The sequence below is a fragment of the Imhoffiella purpurea genome (assembly GCF_000585215.1).
Taxonomy (GTDB): domain Bacteria; phylum Pseudomonadota; class Gammaproteobacteria; order Chromatiales; family Chromatiaceae; genus Imhoffiella; species Imhoffiella purpurea.
The window spans coordinates 19,561-37,138 of sequence record NZ_AONC01000031.1; the positions used below are offsets into that span (position 1 = coordinate 19,561).

Annotated in this window: 14 protein-coding genes; 11 read left to right on the forward strand and 3 right to left on the reverse strand. The window is 63.7% G+C overall.

Annotated features, from left to right (window positions below; genetic code table 11):
• Positions 1–10: 10 nt before the first annotated feature.
• The 3 genes from D779_RS11015 to thrC form a co-directional block, all read right to left on the reverse strand.
• Positions 11–394 carry a DUF6394 family protein gene (locus tag D779_RS11015; RefSeq protein WP_043753751.1) on the reverse strand — a complete coding sequence of 128 codons (384 nt, stop codon included), beginning with the start codon at positions 392–394 and terminating at the stop codon, positions 11–13.
• Between the two features lie 232 nt (positions 395–626).
• On the reverse strand, positions 627–2,210 hold the full coding sequence (locus D779_RS11020) for an alpha-isopropylmalate synthase regulatory domain-containing protein (protein WP_043753753.1): 1,584 nt from the start codon (positions 2,208–2,210) through the stop codon (positions 627–629).
• Positions 2,211–2,330: 120 nt separating this feature from the next.
• On the reverse strand, positions 2,331–3,722 hold the full coding sequence (gene thrC, locus D779_RS11025; protein ID WP_043753755.1) for a threonine synthase: 1,392 nt from the start codon (positions 3,720–3,722) through the stop codon (positions 2,331–2,333).
• Between the two features lie 402 nt (positions 3,723–4,124).
• Here thrC and D779_RS11030 point away from each other — a divergent pair, with 402 nt between their 5' ends.
• The 11 genes from D779_RS11030 (at position 4,125) to D779_RS22845 (ending at position 17,423) form a co-directional block, all read left to right on the forward strand.
• The gene (locus D779_RS11030) at positions 4,125–4,382 is read left to right on the forward strand and encodes a DUF4212 domain-containing protein (RefSeq protein ID WP_043753757.1); all 258 of its coding nucleotides are present in this window, start codon (positions 4,125–4,127) and stop codon (positions 4,380–4,382) included.
• Between the two features lie 15 nt (positions 4,383–4,397).
• Positions 4,398–6,203: a sodium:solute symporter family protein gene (locus D779_RS11035; RefSeq protein WP_043753760.1), complete on the forward strand. Its 1,806-nt coding sequence runs from the start codon at positions 4,398–4,400 to the stop codon at positions 6,201–6,203.
• Positions 6,204–6,396: 193 nt separating this feature from the next.
• On the forward strand, positions 6,397–8,262 hold the full coding sequence (locus D779_RS11040; protein ID WP_043753762.1) for a putative nucleotidyltransferase substrate binding domain-containing protein: 1,866 nt from the start codon (positions 6,397–6,399) through the stop codon (positions 8,260–8,262).
• 33 nt (positions 8,263–8,295) lie between these two features.
• Complete coding sequence (locus D779_RS11045) at positions 8,296–8,973, forward strand: exonuclease domain-containing protein (protein WP_043753765.1); 678 nt, start codon at positions 8,296–8,298, stop codon at positions 8,971–8,973.
• Positions 8,974–9,227: 254 nt separating this feature from the next.
• Positions 9,228–11,174 carry an acetate--CoA ligase gene (gene acs, locus D779_RS11050; RefSeq protein ID WP_043753768.1) on the forward strand — a complete coding sequence of 649 codons (1,947 nt, stop codon included), beginning with the start codon at positions 9,228–9,230 and terminating at the stop codon, positions 11,172–11,174.
• A 283-nt stretch (positions 11,175–11,457) separates the two neighbouring features.
• Positions 11,458–12,291, forward strand: coding sequence for a LabA-like NYN domain-containing protein (locus D779_RS11055; protein ID WP_043753772.1), 834 nt, complete (start codon positions 11,458–11,460; stop codon positions 12,289–12,291).
• A 178-nt stretch (positions 12,292–12,469) separates the two neighbouring features.
• Positions 12,470–14,188 (forward strand): type IV-A pilus assembly ATPase PilB, encoded by a 1,719-nt coding sequence (pilB, locus tag D779_RS11060; RefSeq protein WP_043753775.1) that lies wholly within the window; start codon positions 12,470–12,472, stop codon positions 14,186–14,188.
• A gap of 20 nt (positions 14,189–14,208) precedes the next feature.
• The gene (locus tag D779_RS11065) at positions 14,209–15,465 is read left to right on the forward strand and encodes a type II secretion system F family protein (RefSeq protein ID WP_043753777.1); all 1,257 of its coding nucleotides are present in this window, start codon (positions 14,209–14,211) and stop codon (positions 15,463–15,465) included.
• 3 nt (positions 15,466–15,468) lie between these two features.
• Entirely contained in the window at positions 15,469–16,380 is a 912-nt protein-coding gene (locus D779_RS11070) for a prepilin peptidase (protein WP_043753780.1), read from the forward strand.
• Between the two features lie 8 nt (positions 16,381–16,388).
• Entirely contained in the window at positions 16,389–17,012 is a 624-nt protein-coding gene (gene coaE / locus D779_RS11075; RefSeq protein ID WP_043753784.1) for a dephospho-CoA kinase, read from the forward strand.
• Positions 17,013–17,168: 156 nt separating this feature from the next.
• A complete protein-coding gene (locus D779_RS22845; protein ID WP_157726375.1) occupies positions 17,169–17,423 on the forward strand; it encodes a hypothetical protein in 255 nt (84 codons plus the stop codon).
• The last annotated feature ends 155 nt before the right edge of the window (positions 17,424–17,578 follow it).

Here is a 17,578-nt window from a genome sequence, read left to right on the forward strand (position 1 = left end):
AAAGGGACGCTCAGCGGCGCAGCATCACGGTCTCGACCACCAGGAGCACGACCGACACCACATTGGCGATCATGGCCCCGCCGGAGAGCGAGACCACGCTGGCCATGATCGACTCGGTCATTCCGGCATCCGTGGCGTAGACGGCGAAGGTCCAGACCAACGTGGCCGCGATCAGCTGCAGCATGGCGACCAGGCTGGTCGACAGCAGAACGGCACCGATCTGGCTGCGGTCGCCGAACTTGAGCACCGTGGCGATCATGTTGACCACCACCACGGCGAACAGCTCCCAGGCATGATGATGGTTGGGGTTGTCGAGTTCGCCGACGAAGAAGCCGAAATTGAGGGTCAGGGCGAGAACGATGAAGAAGCCGAAGACGACCTTCTCTGGGTTCATGGACTGGATTTCCTGATTGACGACGGCAACGCGGGGCTATTGTCCCGGCTCGGGGACAAAAGGCAATGCTCGATGTCCGCCCTTGCGCCGGATGGAGCATCATTGGCGTACACAGCTTCCGGATCAAGCCGTCGACACGACCAGGAGCCGGCCATGACCGAGAGATCCGATCGCCGGACCGGAACGGCGGGCGATCGGAAGATCCGGCCGCAGTGGTCCGGCTCTATCCGTCTCAGGCCGGCTCGGACTCGGGATTCGCGGCCGCCGTTTCCTCCTTGGGCTCGACCAGGGCCCGATGCATCAGGATGTTGAGCATCCGAACCGTCGCGCCGATGGCGGCGAAAACCTGATTGGCATGGACACCGCGGGTGCGCAGCTCGCCCCGATCGGTCTGCCAGGTGATGCTGCACTCGGTCAGCGCGTCCGTACGTCCGCCCTTGGGGATACGCACCTCGAAGTCGGATAGGGGCGGCAGCGTCAGCCCCTGCCTCTTGAGGATTCGCGACAAGGCGCTGGTGAAGGCGTCGTAGCCGCCGTTGCCGGTACCGGCCGCCGTATAGGTCTGATCGCCGAGCCGGATCTTGATGTTCGCCATGGAGTCCAGGTCCAGACTGGACGCGATGTTGCACGCCAGCAGCTCGGCGTGATCGTAGTCCTTGCTCTCCAGCACCTCGGCGATGATGAAGGGCAGATCCTCGGTGGTGATGGTCTTCTTGGAATCGCCGAGCTCGACGATCCGCTTGAGGACCTTGCGCTGGTTCTCCTCCGAGAGATGGATGTCCAGGCGCTCCAGGTTCTTGGCCAGAGATGCCTTGCCGGCGAGCTTGCCGAGCGCGTACTTGCGCCGGCGGGCGAAGCGCTCGGGCGACAGCCGGCTGTGATAGAGGCTGCCCTTCTTGTCGCCGTCGGCATGGATGCCAGCGGTCTGGGTGAAGACGTCGGCGCCGACGATGGGCGCGTTATCGGCGATGCGCTTGCCCGAAAAATATTCGACCAGCTCGCTGGCCCGCGCCAGGTGGGTCTCGTCGATGCCGATCTCGAATCCGAGCTGGTCGCGCAGATTGACCGCAACCTCCGCCAGCGAGGCGTTGCCCGCGCGCTCGCCGAGACAGTTGACCGTGCAGTGCACGGCGGCGGCGCCGGCCTGGGCCGCGGCGATCACGTTGGCCGTGGCGAGCCCGTAGTCGTTGTGGGGATGGAAGTCGAACTGGAGTCCCGGGAAGCGCTGCACCATGTCCGACACGGCGGCGAAGACCCGCTCGGGCGTCATGACCCCGAGCGTATCGGGCAGCATGAAATGTCCGATCCCGAGGTCGGCCAGGCGCTCGACCAGACCGAAGACGTACCCGGGACAGTCGCGATAGCCGTTGGACCAGTCCTCGAGATAGAGATTCACCGCCAGGCCGCGCTCGAAGGCCAGATCGAGCGTGGCCCGAACGTCGGCCACGTGCTGATCGAGCGTCTTGCCGAGCTGACCGTGACAGTGCTTCTCGCTGCCCTTGGCGAGCAGGTTGAGGACCCGCCCGCCGGTACCCCGGATCCAGTCGACGCTCTGTCCGCCGTCGACGAACCCCAGCACCTCGACCCGGTCGGCCAGGCCCTTGTCCTCGGCCCAGGCGACGATCTGGGACACGGCATCGGCCTCTCCGGTCGAGACGCGGGCCGAGGCCACCTCGATGCGGTCGACCCGTACCTGCTCGAGCAGCGCCTTGGCGAGATTGACCTTTTCATCGGGCGAGAAGGAGACGCCCTGGGTCTGCTCGCCGTCGCGCAGGGTCGTATCCAGGATGCGGACGTAACGGCTGGATTCGGTCATGGGGTCGGTCTCACGGACATGGAACGAAAACGAGGGGCCCGATTCAAAGAATTCGGGCGCCCCGCGGAATCGGCCGAGCGTCCCGAACCTGATTGGACACGGAATTGATCTGGAGTCATGTCAGACGGCCGCCTCCAGCGCGCCCTGCAGATGGCCCTTGACGGCCTCGGCAGTGGCGTCCAGCTCGATGCAGCGGCACTCCTTGCCCATGAGTCCCTGCAGCGACGGCGGCTGAGCCGCCTCCAGACCGATGGCCTCGCCGACCGCCTCGGCGAACTTGGCCGGATGCGCGGTGGCGAGACAGACGACATCGCGCATCCCCCGCGCCGCGTGCACACCGACCGCGGTATGGGGACAGAGGATGTAGCCGCTGCTGGAGTAGGTGGAGCGGATCTGTTCCAGCGTCTCCTCGTCGGTGACGGCGGCGGCAGCGAAATCGGCCTCGACCCGGCGGTGGTGCGAGGCATCGACCTCGAGACGGCCGCTGGAGCGCATGTCCTCGAAGAGCGCACGCACCCGGTCGCTGTCGCCATCCAGCAGATAGTAGAGATAGCGCTCGAAGTTCGAGGCGATCTGGATGTCCATGGCCGGACTCAGGGTCTGGTAGACCCGGTCGCCGACGGCATAGTCGCCGGTGCGCACGAACCGGGTGAGGATATCGTTGCGGTTGGTCGCGATCACAAGACGCTCGACCGGCAGCCCCATGCGCTTGGCCAGATAGCCGGCGAAGACGTCGCCGAAGTTGCCCGTGGGCACGGAGAAACTCACCCGGCGCTCGGGATCGCCGCCGCTGACCCGAGCCCAGGCATGGAAGTAGTAGACGCTCTGGGCCAGGATGCGCGCCCAGTTGATCGAATTGACCGCCCCCAGGCTGTAGGCCGACTTGAAGGGCAGATCGCCGAACAGGGATTTGACGATCCCCTGGGCATCGTCGAAGGTCCCGCGCACGGCGATGTTGTGCACGTTTTCGTCCAGGACGCTGGTCATCTGGCGTTCCTGGATCGGCGAGATCCGGCCCTTGGGATGCAGGATGAAGATCTGGATGCGTTCCTTGCCCCGCACGCCGTAGATGGCCGCGGATCCGGTGTCGCCCGAGGTGGCGCCGAGAATGTTGAGCCGGCCGCCGCTGCGCGCCAGCAGGTATTCGAAGAGATTGCCGAGGAACTGCAGGGCCACGTCCTTGAAGGCCGCGGTCGGACCATGGAAGAGCTCGAGGATGCGGTTGCCCCCCACCTCGACCAGAGGCGTCACCTGCGGATGCGCGAAGGTGGCGTAGGAACGATCGATGAGCGCACGCAGATCCTCGCGCGGAATCTCCTCGCCGATGAAAGGCGTCATGACCTCCAGCGCCAGCTCCTGGAAACTCAGGCCGGCCCAGGCACGCAACTGGTCGGGGGTGACCTCGGGAATCTCGGCGGGGATCAGCAGACCGCCGTCGGTCGCCAGCCCCATCATGACGGCGTCGGCGAAACCGATGGGGGCGATCCCACCGCGGGTGCTCAGATAGTGCATTGTTCTCTCTAGAATTTAATGATTCGAGCCGACAATGTCGGCGAGCGCGGCTCGAAAGCGATTCAAACCTTGCAGATTAAGAAACCAGCGCCGCAATGACAACCGATCCACCGACCCCGAAGCAGATACACAACCGCCGACCGCATTCCGGCGCCAGGAATCCTGGAGACAGATCAAACATTGAGCATTGGTCCTTTCGCGTTGACAGAACGGAGAACGCGACCAGACAATGCGGTGAGATCCGGTCATTCGGCAGAGATGAGCGGCTCGATATAACAACGAAACGGGGGGGCATATCTGCCAAGTCTTCTCGACCAAGCCGACCAGCCGCGCCGGTAGGCCAGGTCCTGCCTCGTCACCCCGCCCTTTCCCGCAACGAAAACATTACGGAGCGACACCATCATGACACAAGACAATAGGGCGGGTTATTGGAGGGCGAATCTGCGCCTTCTGATCATCCTGCTCATGATCTGGTTCAGCGTCTCATACGGCTTCGGCATACTCCTGGTCGAGCCCTTGAACGCCATCATGCTCGGCGGCTACCCGCTCGGATTCTGGTTTGCGCAACAGGGATCCATCTACGTCTTCGTGGTGCTCATCTTCGTCTATGCCGGCCTGATGAACCGGCTCGACAAGAAATACCACGTCAGCGAAGACTGAGGGAGCCATACCGACATGAGTGATCTCGATCTCTGGACCTATAGCATCGTGGGCGCGACCTTCGCGCTCTACATCGGCATCGCCATCTGGGCGCGCGCCGGAACCACCGGCGAATTCTACGTCGCCGGCGGCGGCGTTCACCCCGTCGCCAACGGCATGGCGACCGCGGCGGACTGGATGTCCGCAGCCTCCTTCATCTCGATGGCCGGCCTCATCGCCTTCAACGGCTACGGCGCGTCCGTGTTCCTGATGGGCTGGACCGGCGGCTACGTGCTGCTGGCCCTGCTGCTGGCGCCCTATCTGCGCAAGTTCGGCAAATTCACGGTGCCCGAGTTCATCGGCGACCGCTACTACTCGCAGTCGGCCCGTATCGTCGCGGTCATCTGTCTGATCCTGGCCTCCATCACCTACGTCATCGGCCAGATGAAGGGTATCGGCGTCGCCTTCTCGCGCTTCCTCGAGGTGCCTTACGACACAGGCCTCTATATCGGCATGGGCATCGTCGCCGTCTACGCGGTCGCCGGCGGCATGAAGGGCATCACCTACACCCAGATCGCCCAGTACGTGGTGCTCATCTTCGCCTACACCATCCCGGCGATCTTCATCTCGCTGAACCTGACCGGCAACCCGCTTCCGCAGCTCGGTCTCGGCAGCGACTACATGGCCGACGGCGGCGCCAGCGGACTGAGCCTGCTCGGCAAGCTGGATCAGGTCGTCACCGATCTGGGCTTCAAGGAATATACCACCCAGGTGATGGGCAGCACGCTGAACATGTTCGCCTACACCCTGTCGCTGATGATCGGCACCGCCGGCCTTCCGCACGTCATCATCCGCTTCTTCACCGTGCCCAAGGTACGCGATGCCCGCTATTCGGCCGGCTGGGCACTGGTCTTCATCGCCATCCTCTACACCACGGCACCCGCCGTCGGCGCCATGGCCCGTCTCAACCTGATGGACACCATCCAGACCGGACCGATCGGCTCCGAGACCGGCAACCTGGCCTACGACGAGCGCCCGGACTGGTTCAAGAAGTGGGAGGAGACCGGCCTGCTGCAGTACGAGGACAAGAACGGCGACGGCCGCATCCAGTACTACAACGACGCCGATCCGGAGTTCGCCGCCAAGGCCGAGTCCTATGGCTGGAAGGGCAACGAGATGGTGAAGGTCGACCGCGACATCATGGTGCTCGCCAATCCGGAGATCGCGGGACTGCCCGCCTGGGTCATCGCACTGGTGGTCGCCGGCGGTCTGGCCGCGGCACTCTCCACGGCGGCCGGTCTGCTGCTCGCCATCTCATCGGCCATCTCGCACGACCTGCTCAAGGGCGTCATCGCCAAGGGCATCTCGGAGAAGGCGGAGCTGACGGCGGGACGCCTGTCCATGATCGTGGCCATCCTGGTCGCCGGCTATTTGGGTCTCAATCCGCCCGGGTTCGCGGCGGGAACCGTGGCCATCGCCTTCGGCTTGGCGGCCTCCTCGATCTTCCCGGCACTCATGCTCGGCATCTTCGCCAAGCGGATGAACCGTGCCGGGGCGATCGCGGGCATGGTGGCCGGCATCACCGTGACCCTGCTCTACGTGTTCCAGCACAAGGGCATCTTCTTCGTCCCGGGCACCGAGTTCCTGATGCCCGAGCTGGGGATGGGGCCGGACTGGTTCCTGGGCATCTCGCCGAACGCCTTCGGTGCCGTGGGCGCGGTGGTCAACTTCGCCGTCGCCATCCTGGTCTCGGCCGTGACCGCTCCCCCGCCGGAGCATATCCAGCATCTGGTCGAGGACGTTCGCGTTCCGCGTGGAGCCGGCGCGGCGGTGGATCATTGATCCGTCACGCCTGACCTCCACCTAGACAAGCCCCGCTTCGGCGGGGCTTTTTCGCAGACATGGCCCGACGAGGCGACGCCGGAACCGGCGTGCGCGCAAAGATCCGAATCACGGCCGCTGCCGACGCAGCCGAAATTCCTACGATGCGTTCCAGTCGACCGGTTTCCCGATTGCAACGACAGGGTATATCGCGATGGACATCGAACTGATCGAGATCCAAGAATTCCTGGCCAGCCACCCGCCCTTCGATCAACTGCCGGAAGAGACGCTCGAGCGCCTGCCCAAACGACTCTCGGTGCGCTATTTCAGACGCGGAACCGATTTCCCGCCCGAGGATGGAGAGCCATACCTCTATATCCTGCGCAAAGGGGCGGTCGAGCTGCGCGATCTGGAAGGCGAGCTGGTCGGCAAATTGGCTGAGGGCGATCTCTGCGACATCCATTGCCGGGACACCCAGGAGGAGATCGGATATCGCGGCAATACCGCCGAGGACACGCTCGTCTACGCCCTGCCCTGCCCGGAGCTGACGCAGCTCAGACAGGAGCATGCGGCCTTCGCCGAGCATTTCGAGCAGTCCATCTCGAACCGTCTGCGCAAGGCGCTGGACGTGGTGATCGAGACGCCCTCCTCCGGCGTGGGACTCATGACCGTCAAGGTGCGCGACATGATCAACCGCGCGCCCATCGTCACGACGCCGGACACCAGCATCCGCGAGGCGGCCAAGATCATGTCCGAGCACCATGTCTCCTCGCTCCTGATCATGGAGGGAGAACGGCTCGACGGCATGATCACCGACCGGGATCTGCGCAACCGCTGCGTCGCCGCCGGACTGCCGACGGACCGTCCGGTGCGCGAGATCATGACCTCCGAGCTGACCGCGGTGGACATGGAGACCCTGGGCTTCCAGGCGCTCATCACCATGACCCGGCTCAACGTCCACCATCTCCCGGTCCTGGACGACGACGGACGGGTCGCCGGACTCCTGTCCTCGACCGATCTGACCCGTTTCCAGAGCGCCAATTCGGTCTATCTGGTGGGCGACATACATCGCGCCGATTCGGTCGAGACCCTGGCCCAGATCAGCGCCAAGGTGGCCGAGCTGCAGGTGCATCTGGTCACGGCCGGCGCCACCTCGAAACATGTGGGACAGGCCGTCAGCGCCATCACCGACGCCATCACGCTGCGTCTGATCGAGCTGGCCGAGGCCGACCTTGGCGCGCCGCCCGTCCCCTACGCCTGGCTGGTCGGCGGATCCCAGGCCCGGCGCGAGCAGTCGTCGCATTCCGACCAGGACAACGCGCTGCTCATCTCGGATCTGGCCAAGCCCGAGCACGACCCCTACTTCGCCGCGCTCGCCAAATTCGTCAACGACGGCCTGAACGCCTGCGGCTTCATCTACTGCCCGGGCGACGTCATGGCCTCCAACCCCAAGTGGCGCCAGCCGCTGCGGATCTGGCACAAATACTTCGTCAACTGGATCCTCAAGCCGGAGCCCATGGCGCTCATGCTGTCGAGCGTCTTCTTCGACCTGCGCCCGGTCGTCGACCCGGTGAACCTCTTCGGCGAGCTGCAGGAGCGGGTCCTCGAGCGCTCGCGGACCAACCGCATCTTCATCGCCTACATGGCGGCCAACGCGCTCAAGAACCGGCCGCCCTTGGGGTTCTTCCGCAACATCGTGCTGATCCACGGCGGCGACCACGACCATACCTTCGACATCAAGCACCGAGGCACCGTCCCCATCATCGATCTGGCACGGGTCTATTCGCTCTCGGCCGGGCTGAGCGAGACCAATACCATCGACCGTCTGCACGCGGCCGCCGAGTGCGGGGCGCTCAGCAAGGACGGCGCGGCGAACCTGATCGACGCCTTCGAGTTCATCGGCACCCTGCGCATGCGTCATCAGGCGCGTCAGCTGCGCCAGCAGCAGAAGGCGGACAACTTCCTGTCCCCGGACGAACTGTCGCCGCTGGAGCGCGGACACCTGAAGGAGGCATTTCTCCTCATCAACACCATGCAGGAGTCTCTCGGCCAGCGTCATCAGACGGGGCGTTTCGCCTAGCCCGATCCCGAACCGCCCCTTCAAGAGCAACCGATGCCATCATTCCTCGACTGGCGGAGACGCTGGCGTCTGCGGCGCGCCCCTCAGGGGCCGCTACGGAGCTATCTACAGCACCCCTTTCCGCCCGCCGGAACCGATTACCGCGAGGTCGAGTATCTGGCGATCGATCTGGAGACGACCGGACTCGACTGCCGCCGAGACCTCATTCTCAGCGTCGGCTACGTGACCGTCCGAGGCATCTCGGTCGATCTCTCGACTGCGCGGCACCGTCTAGTGCGGATCGACCGCGCCATTCCGGAGGCGAGCGCCGTCATCCACCAGATCACGGACGACCAGTCGGCGCGCGGCCAGGATCTCGCGGAGGTCGTGGAGGAACTGCTCGAACACCTGGCGGGCAAGGTCATGATTGCGCACCACGCCCATATCGAGCAGACCTTCCTCTCGAATGCCTGCAAACAGTGCTGGGGAAAGGGGCTGCTGATGCCGGTGATCGACACCCAGGAACTGGCATTCCGAACCTTCGAGCGCCGCCAGATCCCGTTCAAGCCGTCCGATCTGCGGCTCCATGCGCTCGGGCACCGCTACAACCTGCCGCGCTACGGTGCCCACAACGCCCTGAGCGACTCCATCGCCGCCGCCGAACTCTTTCTCGCCCAGGCGGCCTACCGAGATGACGGAAGGGGTATGCGACTGGCCGACTTTCTCTGTTGAGAACGTCTCGGGCGGCTCGCCGGCGATGCGTCATTTCACGATCGGGCCCTGCGGTCCGCCAGCGAGGATCGAGATCGATTCCGGCACGAATTCATGCTTAGAATTGTCTGAGCAAGAGGGTCACGGCTAGATACTTGTGCGTTCGCCGGTTTACTATTCGCCATTCCCCACAGCCAGCGCCGAATACCCCACCATTACTACAGGGCCAGCTGGCGCCGAACAGATGACACACTAGAGCTGAGGAGACGACATCCATGTCCGAAGAGAAGGTCTATGCAGTTCCGGCGGACATCGCCGCCAAGACCCACGTCAACGCCGAGCAGTATGCGGCCATGTACCAGCGCTCGATCGACGACCCGGAAGGCTTCTGGGCGGAACAGGCCGAGAATTTCGTCACCTGGTCCAAGCCCTGGGACAAGGTCATGGACTACAGCTTCGATGCCGACAACCTCTACATCAAGTGGTTCGACGGCGGTAAGCTCAACGTCGCCGAGAACTGCCTCGATCGGCATCTCGAGACCCGCGGCGACCAGGTCGCCATCATCTGGGAAGGCGACAATCCGGAAGAGGATCGCAAGATCACCTACCGCGAGCTGCATGAAGAAGTCAGCAAGCTGGCGAACGTCTTCAAGTCGCGCGGCGTCAAGAAGGGCGACCGCGTCTGCATCTATCTGCCGATGATCCCCGAGGCGGCCGTCGCCATGCTGGCATGCACTCGCATCGGCGCCGTCCACTCCATCGTCTTCGGCGGCTTCTCGCCCGATTCGCTGCGCGACCGCGTGCTCGACTCCGAGTGCAAGCTGGTCATCACCTCCGACGAGAGCGTGCGCGGCGGACGCCACATCCCGCTCAAGAAAAATGCCGACACCGCGCTGACCGAGTGCCCCAACGTCGACACCCTGGTGGTGGTGCGCCGCACCGGCGGCAACGTCGAATGGACCGAGGGCCGCGACCTCTGGTACGACGAGGCCATGGCCGCCGCCTCGGCCGACTGCCCGGCCGAGCCGATGGACGCGGAGGATCCGCTGTTCATCCTCTACACCTCCGGTTCGACCGGCAAGCCCAAGGGCGTGCTCCACACCACCGGCGGCTATCTGGTCTATGCCGCCATGACCCACAAGTACACCTTCGACTATCAGGACGGCGAGGTCTACTGGTGCACCGCCGACGTCGGCTGGGTCACGGGTCATACCTATATCGTCTACGGCCCGCTAGCCAACGGCGCCACCTCGGTCATGTTCGAGGGCATCCCGAACTATCCGGACATGTCGCGTTTCTGGGAGGTGGTCGACAAGCACAACGTCTCCATCTTCTACACCGCCCCGACCGCCATCCGCTCCCTGATGCGCGCCGGCGAGGAGCCGGTCAAGAAGACCTCGCGCAAGTCGCTGCGCGTCCTCGGCTCCGTGGGCGAGCCGATCAACCCCGAGGCCTGGGAGTGGTACCACAACGTCGTCGGCGACGGCCGCTGCCCCATCGTCGACACCTGGTGGCAGACCGAGACCGGCGGCCATCTCATCACCCCGCTGCCGGGCGCGACCCCGCTCAAGCCCGGCTCGGCCTCGCGTCCCTTCTTCGGCGTCCTGCCGGCGCTGGTCGATCCGGCCGAAGGCACCCCGATCGAGGGACAGGGCGAGGGAGCGCTGGTCCTGACCCGTCCCTGGCCGGCGATGATGCGGACCGTCTACGGCGATCATCAGCGCTTCATCGACACCTACTTCAAACAGTATCCGGGCAATTACTTCACCGGTGACGGCGCACGCCGCGACGCCGACGGCTACTACTGGATCACCGGCCGTATCGACGACGTGCTGAACGTCTCGGGCCACCGTCTCGGCACCGCCGAGATCGAGTCCGCCCTGGTGCTGCATCCGCACGTCGCCGAGGCCGCCGTGGTCGGCTATCCGCACGACCTCAAGGGTCAGGGCATCTATGCCTATGTGACGCCCATGGCCGGCGTCGAGGCGAACGACGCACTCAAGAAGGAGCTGGTCGCCCTGGTCCGTGGAGAGATCGGTCCCATCGCGACCGTCGACATCATCCAGTGGTCGCCCGGTCTGCCCAAGACCCGTTCGGGTAAGATCATGCGCCGTATCCTGCGTAAGATCGCCGCGAACGAGATCGACTCGCTGGGCGATACCTCGACCCTGGCCGATCCGACCGTGGTGAATGACCTGATCGACAATCGCGCCAACCGCTAAGCCGCCCTGTGAGGATACCCGGCCGCGCCCCAAATAGCGGCCGGGTATCCCACTAAGCACACCAAATCTTTCCGGCCTAGATCCGCCCACTCAATGGATCCACGCAGAATCGCCACTGCTTACGTCCCATCGAGGCCAGTATCTTCACCATGCGACGGCTTCGACCGAAAAACACTCAAGGATCGGTTCCCCCAATGGATGCTCCATTTCCCGCGGTCCGATCGCAGGCCCCTGAAGCCCGCGATCTCTCGATCGTTTATTCCGCACGCCAAGAGGTTATAGTTTGACTGCCAATTTCCGAGTAGGAGTCTTCGTCGACGCCGAAAACATCCGCTACAACGGTGGTTATCAGATGCGCTACGATATGCTGCGACGCTTCGCGGCACGCGAGGGCGGCATTCTGCAGCGACTCAACACCTACATGGCCTTCGACGCCGAGCGAGCGCGCGAAGACCTCGAATACAAGAAGAAGTCCAAGACCTATCAGCAGATGGTCCGCGACTTCGGCTGGAAGATCACGGTCAAGACGGTCCGCCGCTACACGGACGAGAACGGCAATGTCACGACCAAGGCGAATGCCGATCTCGACATGGCCGTCGACGCCATGCTGCAGGCCAACCGTCTCGACCAGGTGCTGCTGGTAACGGGAGACGGCGACTTCCTGCAGGTGGTCGAGGCGCTGCAGAACAAGGGCTGCCGCGTCGAACTGATCGGATTCAAGAACGTCTCGCGCCAACTCCAGCAGGAGGTGGATGCCTTCTACTCGGGCTTTCTCATCCCGGATCTGCTGCCCATCTCCTACGAGGCCCGTAACGAGTGGGGTCAACCAGGTTCCTGCGTGCGGGGCGTCTGCACCAAGTGGTTCGCCGACAAGGGCTACGGCTTCCTGCGCATCATGAACCAGATCTCGCCGAACCTCTGGATCACCGATCCCCGAGAACCGCTTTCACCCTATACGAGCGTCTTCTGTCATGCGAACGAACTCGCCGACGAGGTCACGGAGGATTTGCTGATGAGCCGAGAAACCGTGCTGGAATTCTACGTGAACGAGAGCGAGCAGAAAGACAATGGCCTGGTCGCCAACAATGTCAGACTGGCCTTTTCGGTGAATCGGTGAGATCAGACACGGCTCTCCGGCCTTTCCGGCCCTTGCACCGCGCGTCGCGCCGGACGAACTCCAGGGTTGGCGCGGCCTATTCGCGATGCGGTACATTGGCCCCATGAGCTGACGGAGCGAATCGACTCGCGTCCGATGACGGGAATCCTCTGAGACGGAACGACGGGAAACACTGCCGATGCCGACGGAGCAAGCCAGCAACATCAAACCTTCCGGACTCGCCTGGCGACTGGTCAGGGATCAGCTCATCTCGGAGCAGCAGATGATCTCGGCCTACGAAGAGTCGACCAAGCAGGACAAGGGCTTCGTCCGCTATCTGGTCGAGCAGCGCATCCTCGACAGCCGACGCATCGCGATCACGGCCTCGCACGAATTCGGCGTCCCCCTGCTCGATCTGACGGCCCTGGACCTGAGCAATCTGCCCACGAATGTCGTCGACGAGCGTCTGATCCGCAAGCACCGGGCATTGCCCCTGATGCGTCGCGGCAACCGGCTCTTCCTGGCACTCTCGGATCCCACCAACGACAAGGCGCAGGAAGAGATCCGCTTCAACACCGGGCTGGCCACCGACACCATCCTGGTCGAGGACGACAAGCTCCACGCGGCCATCGAAACCGCGATCGAGGCCCAGGACACCACCACGATCGGCGACTTCATGGACGCCGAGCTCGACAAGCTCGAGGTCGATTCGAACGACGGCGAAGCCCCGGACGACCTGGATGCCAATATCGACGAGGCCCCGATCGTCCGCTATGTCAACAAAATCCTGGTCGACGCCATCACCGCAGGTGCATCGGACATCCACTTCGAGCCGTTCGACAAGTTCTTCCGCGTCCGCTTCCGCCAGGACGGTCTGCTGCGCGAGGTGGCCAACCCTCCGCTGAACATCGCCAGCCGGCTCACCGCGCGGCTCAAGGTCATGTCGCGCATGAACATCGCCGAGCGGCGCGTCCCGCAGGACGGACGCATCAAGCTCAAGCTCAGCAAGACGCGCGAGATCGATTTCCGCGTCAATACGCTCCCGACCCTCTACGGCGAGAAGGTCGTCCTGCGTATCCTGGACTCGAGCTCGGCCCAGGTCGGGATCGAGGCGCTCGGCTTCGAGGCCGAGCAACGTGAAGCGTTTCTCAGTGCCATCCGCAAGCCCTATGGCATGATCCTGGTCACTGGGCCGACCGGCTCGGGCAAGACGGTTTCGCTCTACAGCGCCCTGAACATCCTCAACGCCCCGGAGATCAACATCTCCACGGTCGAGGATCCGGTCGAGATCCAGGTTCCGGGGATCAACCAGGTCAGCATGAATCCCAAGACCGGGCTGACCTTTGCCGCCGCCCTGCGCGCCTTCCTGCGCCAGGATCCGGACATCATCATGGTCGGCGAGATCCGCGACCTGGAAACGGCCGAGATCGCGGTCAAGGCGGCGCAGACTGGGCATCTGGTCCTGTCAACCCTGCACACGAACGACGCACCGCAATCACTGACCCGTCTTGCGAACATGGGAGTCGCACCCTTCAATATCGCCTCCTCGGTGCTGCTCATCATGGCGCAGCGCCTGGCGCGCAGGCTGTGCACCCATTGCCGGACACCGCTCGATCTTCCCCGAGAGGTGCTGATCGAGGAAGGCTTCACGGACCAGGAGATCGACGAAGGACTGACGGTCTATGGACCCGTCGGCTGCGAGCATTGCACCAAGGGTTACCGCGGTCGGGTGGGCATCTTCCAGGTGATGAAGATCTCGGAAGAGGTCTCGCGCCTGATTTTGGAAGGCGGCAACGCCATGCAGCTGGCGGATCAGGCGCAGAGAGAGGGCATCTCGGACCTGCGCCAGTCCGGCTTGCGCAAGGTGAAGGCAGGCGTCACCAGCCTCGAAGAGATCAATCGGGTCACCAAGGAATAATCTAGCTCGGAGAAATCGCGATGGCGCTGGCAACGACAGGCAAGGTCAAACCGAAGGCCAAGGCCCAGGCCGAAAAGGCTCAGGTGTTCGCCTGGGAGGGCATGGATCGGCGCGGTACCCGCGTGAAAGGGGAATCGCGAGCGCCCAGCATCAATGCCGTGCGGGCCGATCTGCGCCGTCAGGGCGTGAATCCGACCAAGGTCAAGCTCAAGCCCAAGCCGCTCTTCGGCGGCGGCAAGAAGAAGATCACCAGCGCGGATCTCGCGGTCTTCACCCGCCAGCTCGCCACCATGATGACGGCCGGCGTGCCACTGGTTCAGGCCTTCGACATCGTGGCGCGCGGACACGAAAACCCCTCGATGCAGGATCTGCTGCTGTCGATCAAACTCGACATCGAAAGCGGTACCGGAATGGCCCCCGCCATGGCCAAGTACCCGATCTATTTCGACGATCTGGTCTGCAACCTGGTCGCGGCGGGCGAGCAGGCGGGCGTGCTGGACGTGCTGCTCGACAAGATCGCGACCTACAAGGAAAAGACCGAATCCATCAAGGGCAAGGTCAAAAAGGCGCTCTTCTATCCGGCGGCGGTCATCGCGGTCGCCATCGTCGTAACCGTGGTCATCCTCCTGTTCGTGATTCCTCAGTTCAAGGAGCTCTTCACCAGCTTCGGCGCCGACCTGCCGGCCTTCACCCTCATGGTGATCGGGCTCTCGGACATCGTGCGGGAATGGTGGTGGGTGATCCTCCTGGGGGGTGGGGGCGTCGTCTATGCGATCGGCTATACCTTCAAGCGATCGCGGGGCTTCCGCCAGATCGTCGACCGCGGCGTGCTCAAGATCCCGGTCATCGGCGGCATCCTCAACAAGGCGGCGCTGGCCCGCTTCGCCCGGACGCTCTCGACCATGTTCGCGGCCGGCGTGCCCCTGGTGGAGGCATTGCAATCGGTGTCTGGAGCGACCGGCAACATCGTCTATCAGGACGCCGTCATGAAGATGCGCGAGGAGGTCGCGACCGGACAGTCGCTCCAGCTGGCGATGCGCCAACGCGAGATCTTCCCGCACATGGTGATCCAGATGACCGCAATCGGCGAGGAGTCGGGCGCGCTCGACAACATGCTGGCCAAGGTCGCCGACTTCTACGAGGAACAGGTGGACAATGCGGTCGACAGCCTGAGCAGCCTGCTCGAGCCCATGATCATGGTGGTGATCGGCGGGCTGGTCGGCAGCCTGGTCGTCGCCATGTACCTCCCGATCTTCAAACTGGCGGCGGTCGTCTGAGCCATGCAGATCGCCGACATGCTCGAGGTTCTGCAACAGCAGCCATGGCTCCTCTATGGGATTGCCGTGCTATTTGGATCCGTGCTCGGCAGCTTCCTGAACGTTGTGATCCTACGTCTGCCGCACATCCTCGAGGCAGGCTGGAGACGCGACTGTGCCGAATTCATGGGAACCTCGACCGCCCCAGACCCGGATCCGAACCCGGGGACGAAGGATCGAGCGGAGCCACTGACCCTCTCCAGCCCACCCTCGACCTGCCCCGCCTGCGGCCATCGCATCCGTTTCTATGAAAACATCCCAATCCTGAGCTACATCCTGCTGCGAGGCCGCTGCTCGGCCTGCAAAACCCGCATCAGTGTGCGCTATCCGCTGATCGAGGTGTTCACGGCGCTCCTGACCCTGATCGTAGTGATGCATTTCGGTCTCGACTGGCAAACGCCGGCTGCCCTGGCGCTCACCTGGACCCTGATCGCACTCGCCTTCATCGATCTCGACACGCAGCTCCTTCCCGATGGCCTGACGCTGCCCATGATATGGCTGGGGCTCATCCTCAGCCTCTTCGATCTCTTCACGGACAGCCATTCGTCGATCCTGGGTGCCGTCGCGGGCTATCTGAGTCTATGGGCCGTCTTCCACCTGTTTCGACTGGCAACGGGCAAGGAGGGCATGGGCTACGGCGATTTCAAGCTGCTCGCACTCTTCGGCGCCTGGCTCGGCTGGCAATACCTGCCTCAGATCGTTCTGCTCTCCGCACTGACAGGCGCCATCCTCGGCAGCCTCCTGATCGCGAGCGGACGCCATCAGTCCGGCAAGCCCCTGCCATTCGGCCCCTTTCTGGCGAGCGCCGGCTGGATCAGCCTGATCTGGGGCGAGGCGATCAACGACGCCTATCTCCGGGTGTCTGGATTGGGATAGGCATCCGCATGTTCATCGTCGCACTCACCGGCGGCATCGGCAGCGGCAAGACCACCATCGCCGACCGGCTCGCCGAGCTCGGCGCGGGGGTCGTGGACACCGACCAGCTCTCCCGGGAACTCACGGCGGACGGCGGCCCCATGCTGCCGGCCATCCGCGAGGCCTTCGGCGGCACCGTTTTCCAGCCGGACGGCCGGCTCGACCGATCGGCACTGCGCCGACTGGTGTTCGACGACCCGCAATCGCGCGCACGCCTGGAATCCATCCTTCATCCGCCGATTCGGCAGCGCATGCTGGAGCGTATCGACCGGCTCGACACCCCTTACGCGGTGATCGTGGTCCCGCTCCTGTTCGAAACGGGGCAGCAAAGCCTAGCGGATCGGGTCCTCGTGGTGGACGTCCCCGAATCCGTCCAGATCGAGCGTGTCCGGAAACGTAATGGCCTGACGGTTCCCGAGATCGAACGAATCGTCGCCAGCCAAACCCCCCGCGAGGAACGTCTAGCGCGCGCCGACGACATCATCGACAACAGCGGCCCCCCGGAGAACCTCGAATCCCAGATCCAGCGCATCCATCGCCGCTATCTGGATTTGTGTCAAGCCAGCCCTCACGAAACGAACACGAGTCGATAGATCAAAACCGAAAACCATTCAGCAAAAACAAAGATTCACCCATTCATCCATTGCCATATCTTACACCCTCCGTTATTTTCTGACTCCGCGCAGCATCGCGATCGAGAGTCGCTGCGACCAAGAGCAGTCTTTTCGAGATAGTAAGGAGGGATAGCAATGACGAAGCGCGCCTCAACCAGGACCAGTCGCACGGTTCTGATCCTACTCGCCGCCGTGATGGCTCCGGCACCAGTATTGGCCGAATCGGCCTGCAAGGGGCTGGAAAAGGCCGCCTGCGAGACCAAGAGCAGCTGCAATTGGGTCAATGGCTATACGCGACAGAACGGCACCAAGGTGTCGGGTCACTGCCGATCCTCGCCGAAGAAGAAGCCCACCGCGAGTTCGTCGACATCGACTTCATCCAGCCAATAGGCATCCGACGCCCGCAAATAGCATGCGGCGATGGTCGGCCCCCATGCGGGTCGACCATCGCACCATCAGTCAGCGTCGCCAACGTTATTGATGCGACGCAGCCAATGACCCGATCGTGATATTGCAGACCGCCCGCGGGGAGTCTAATAGGGTTC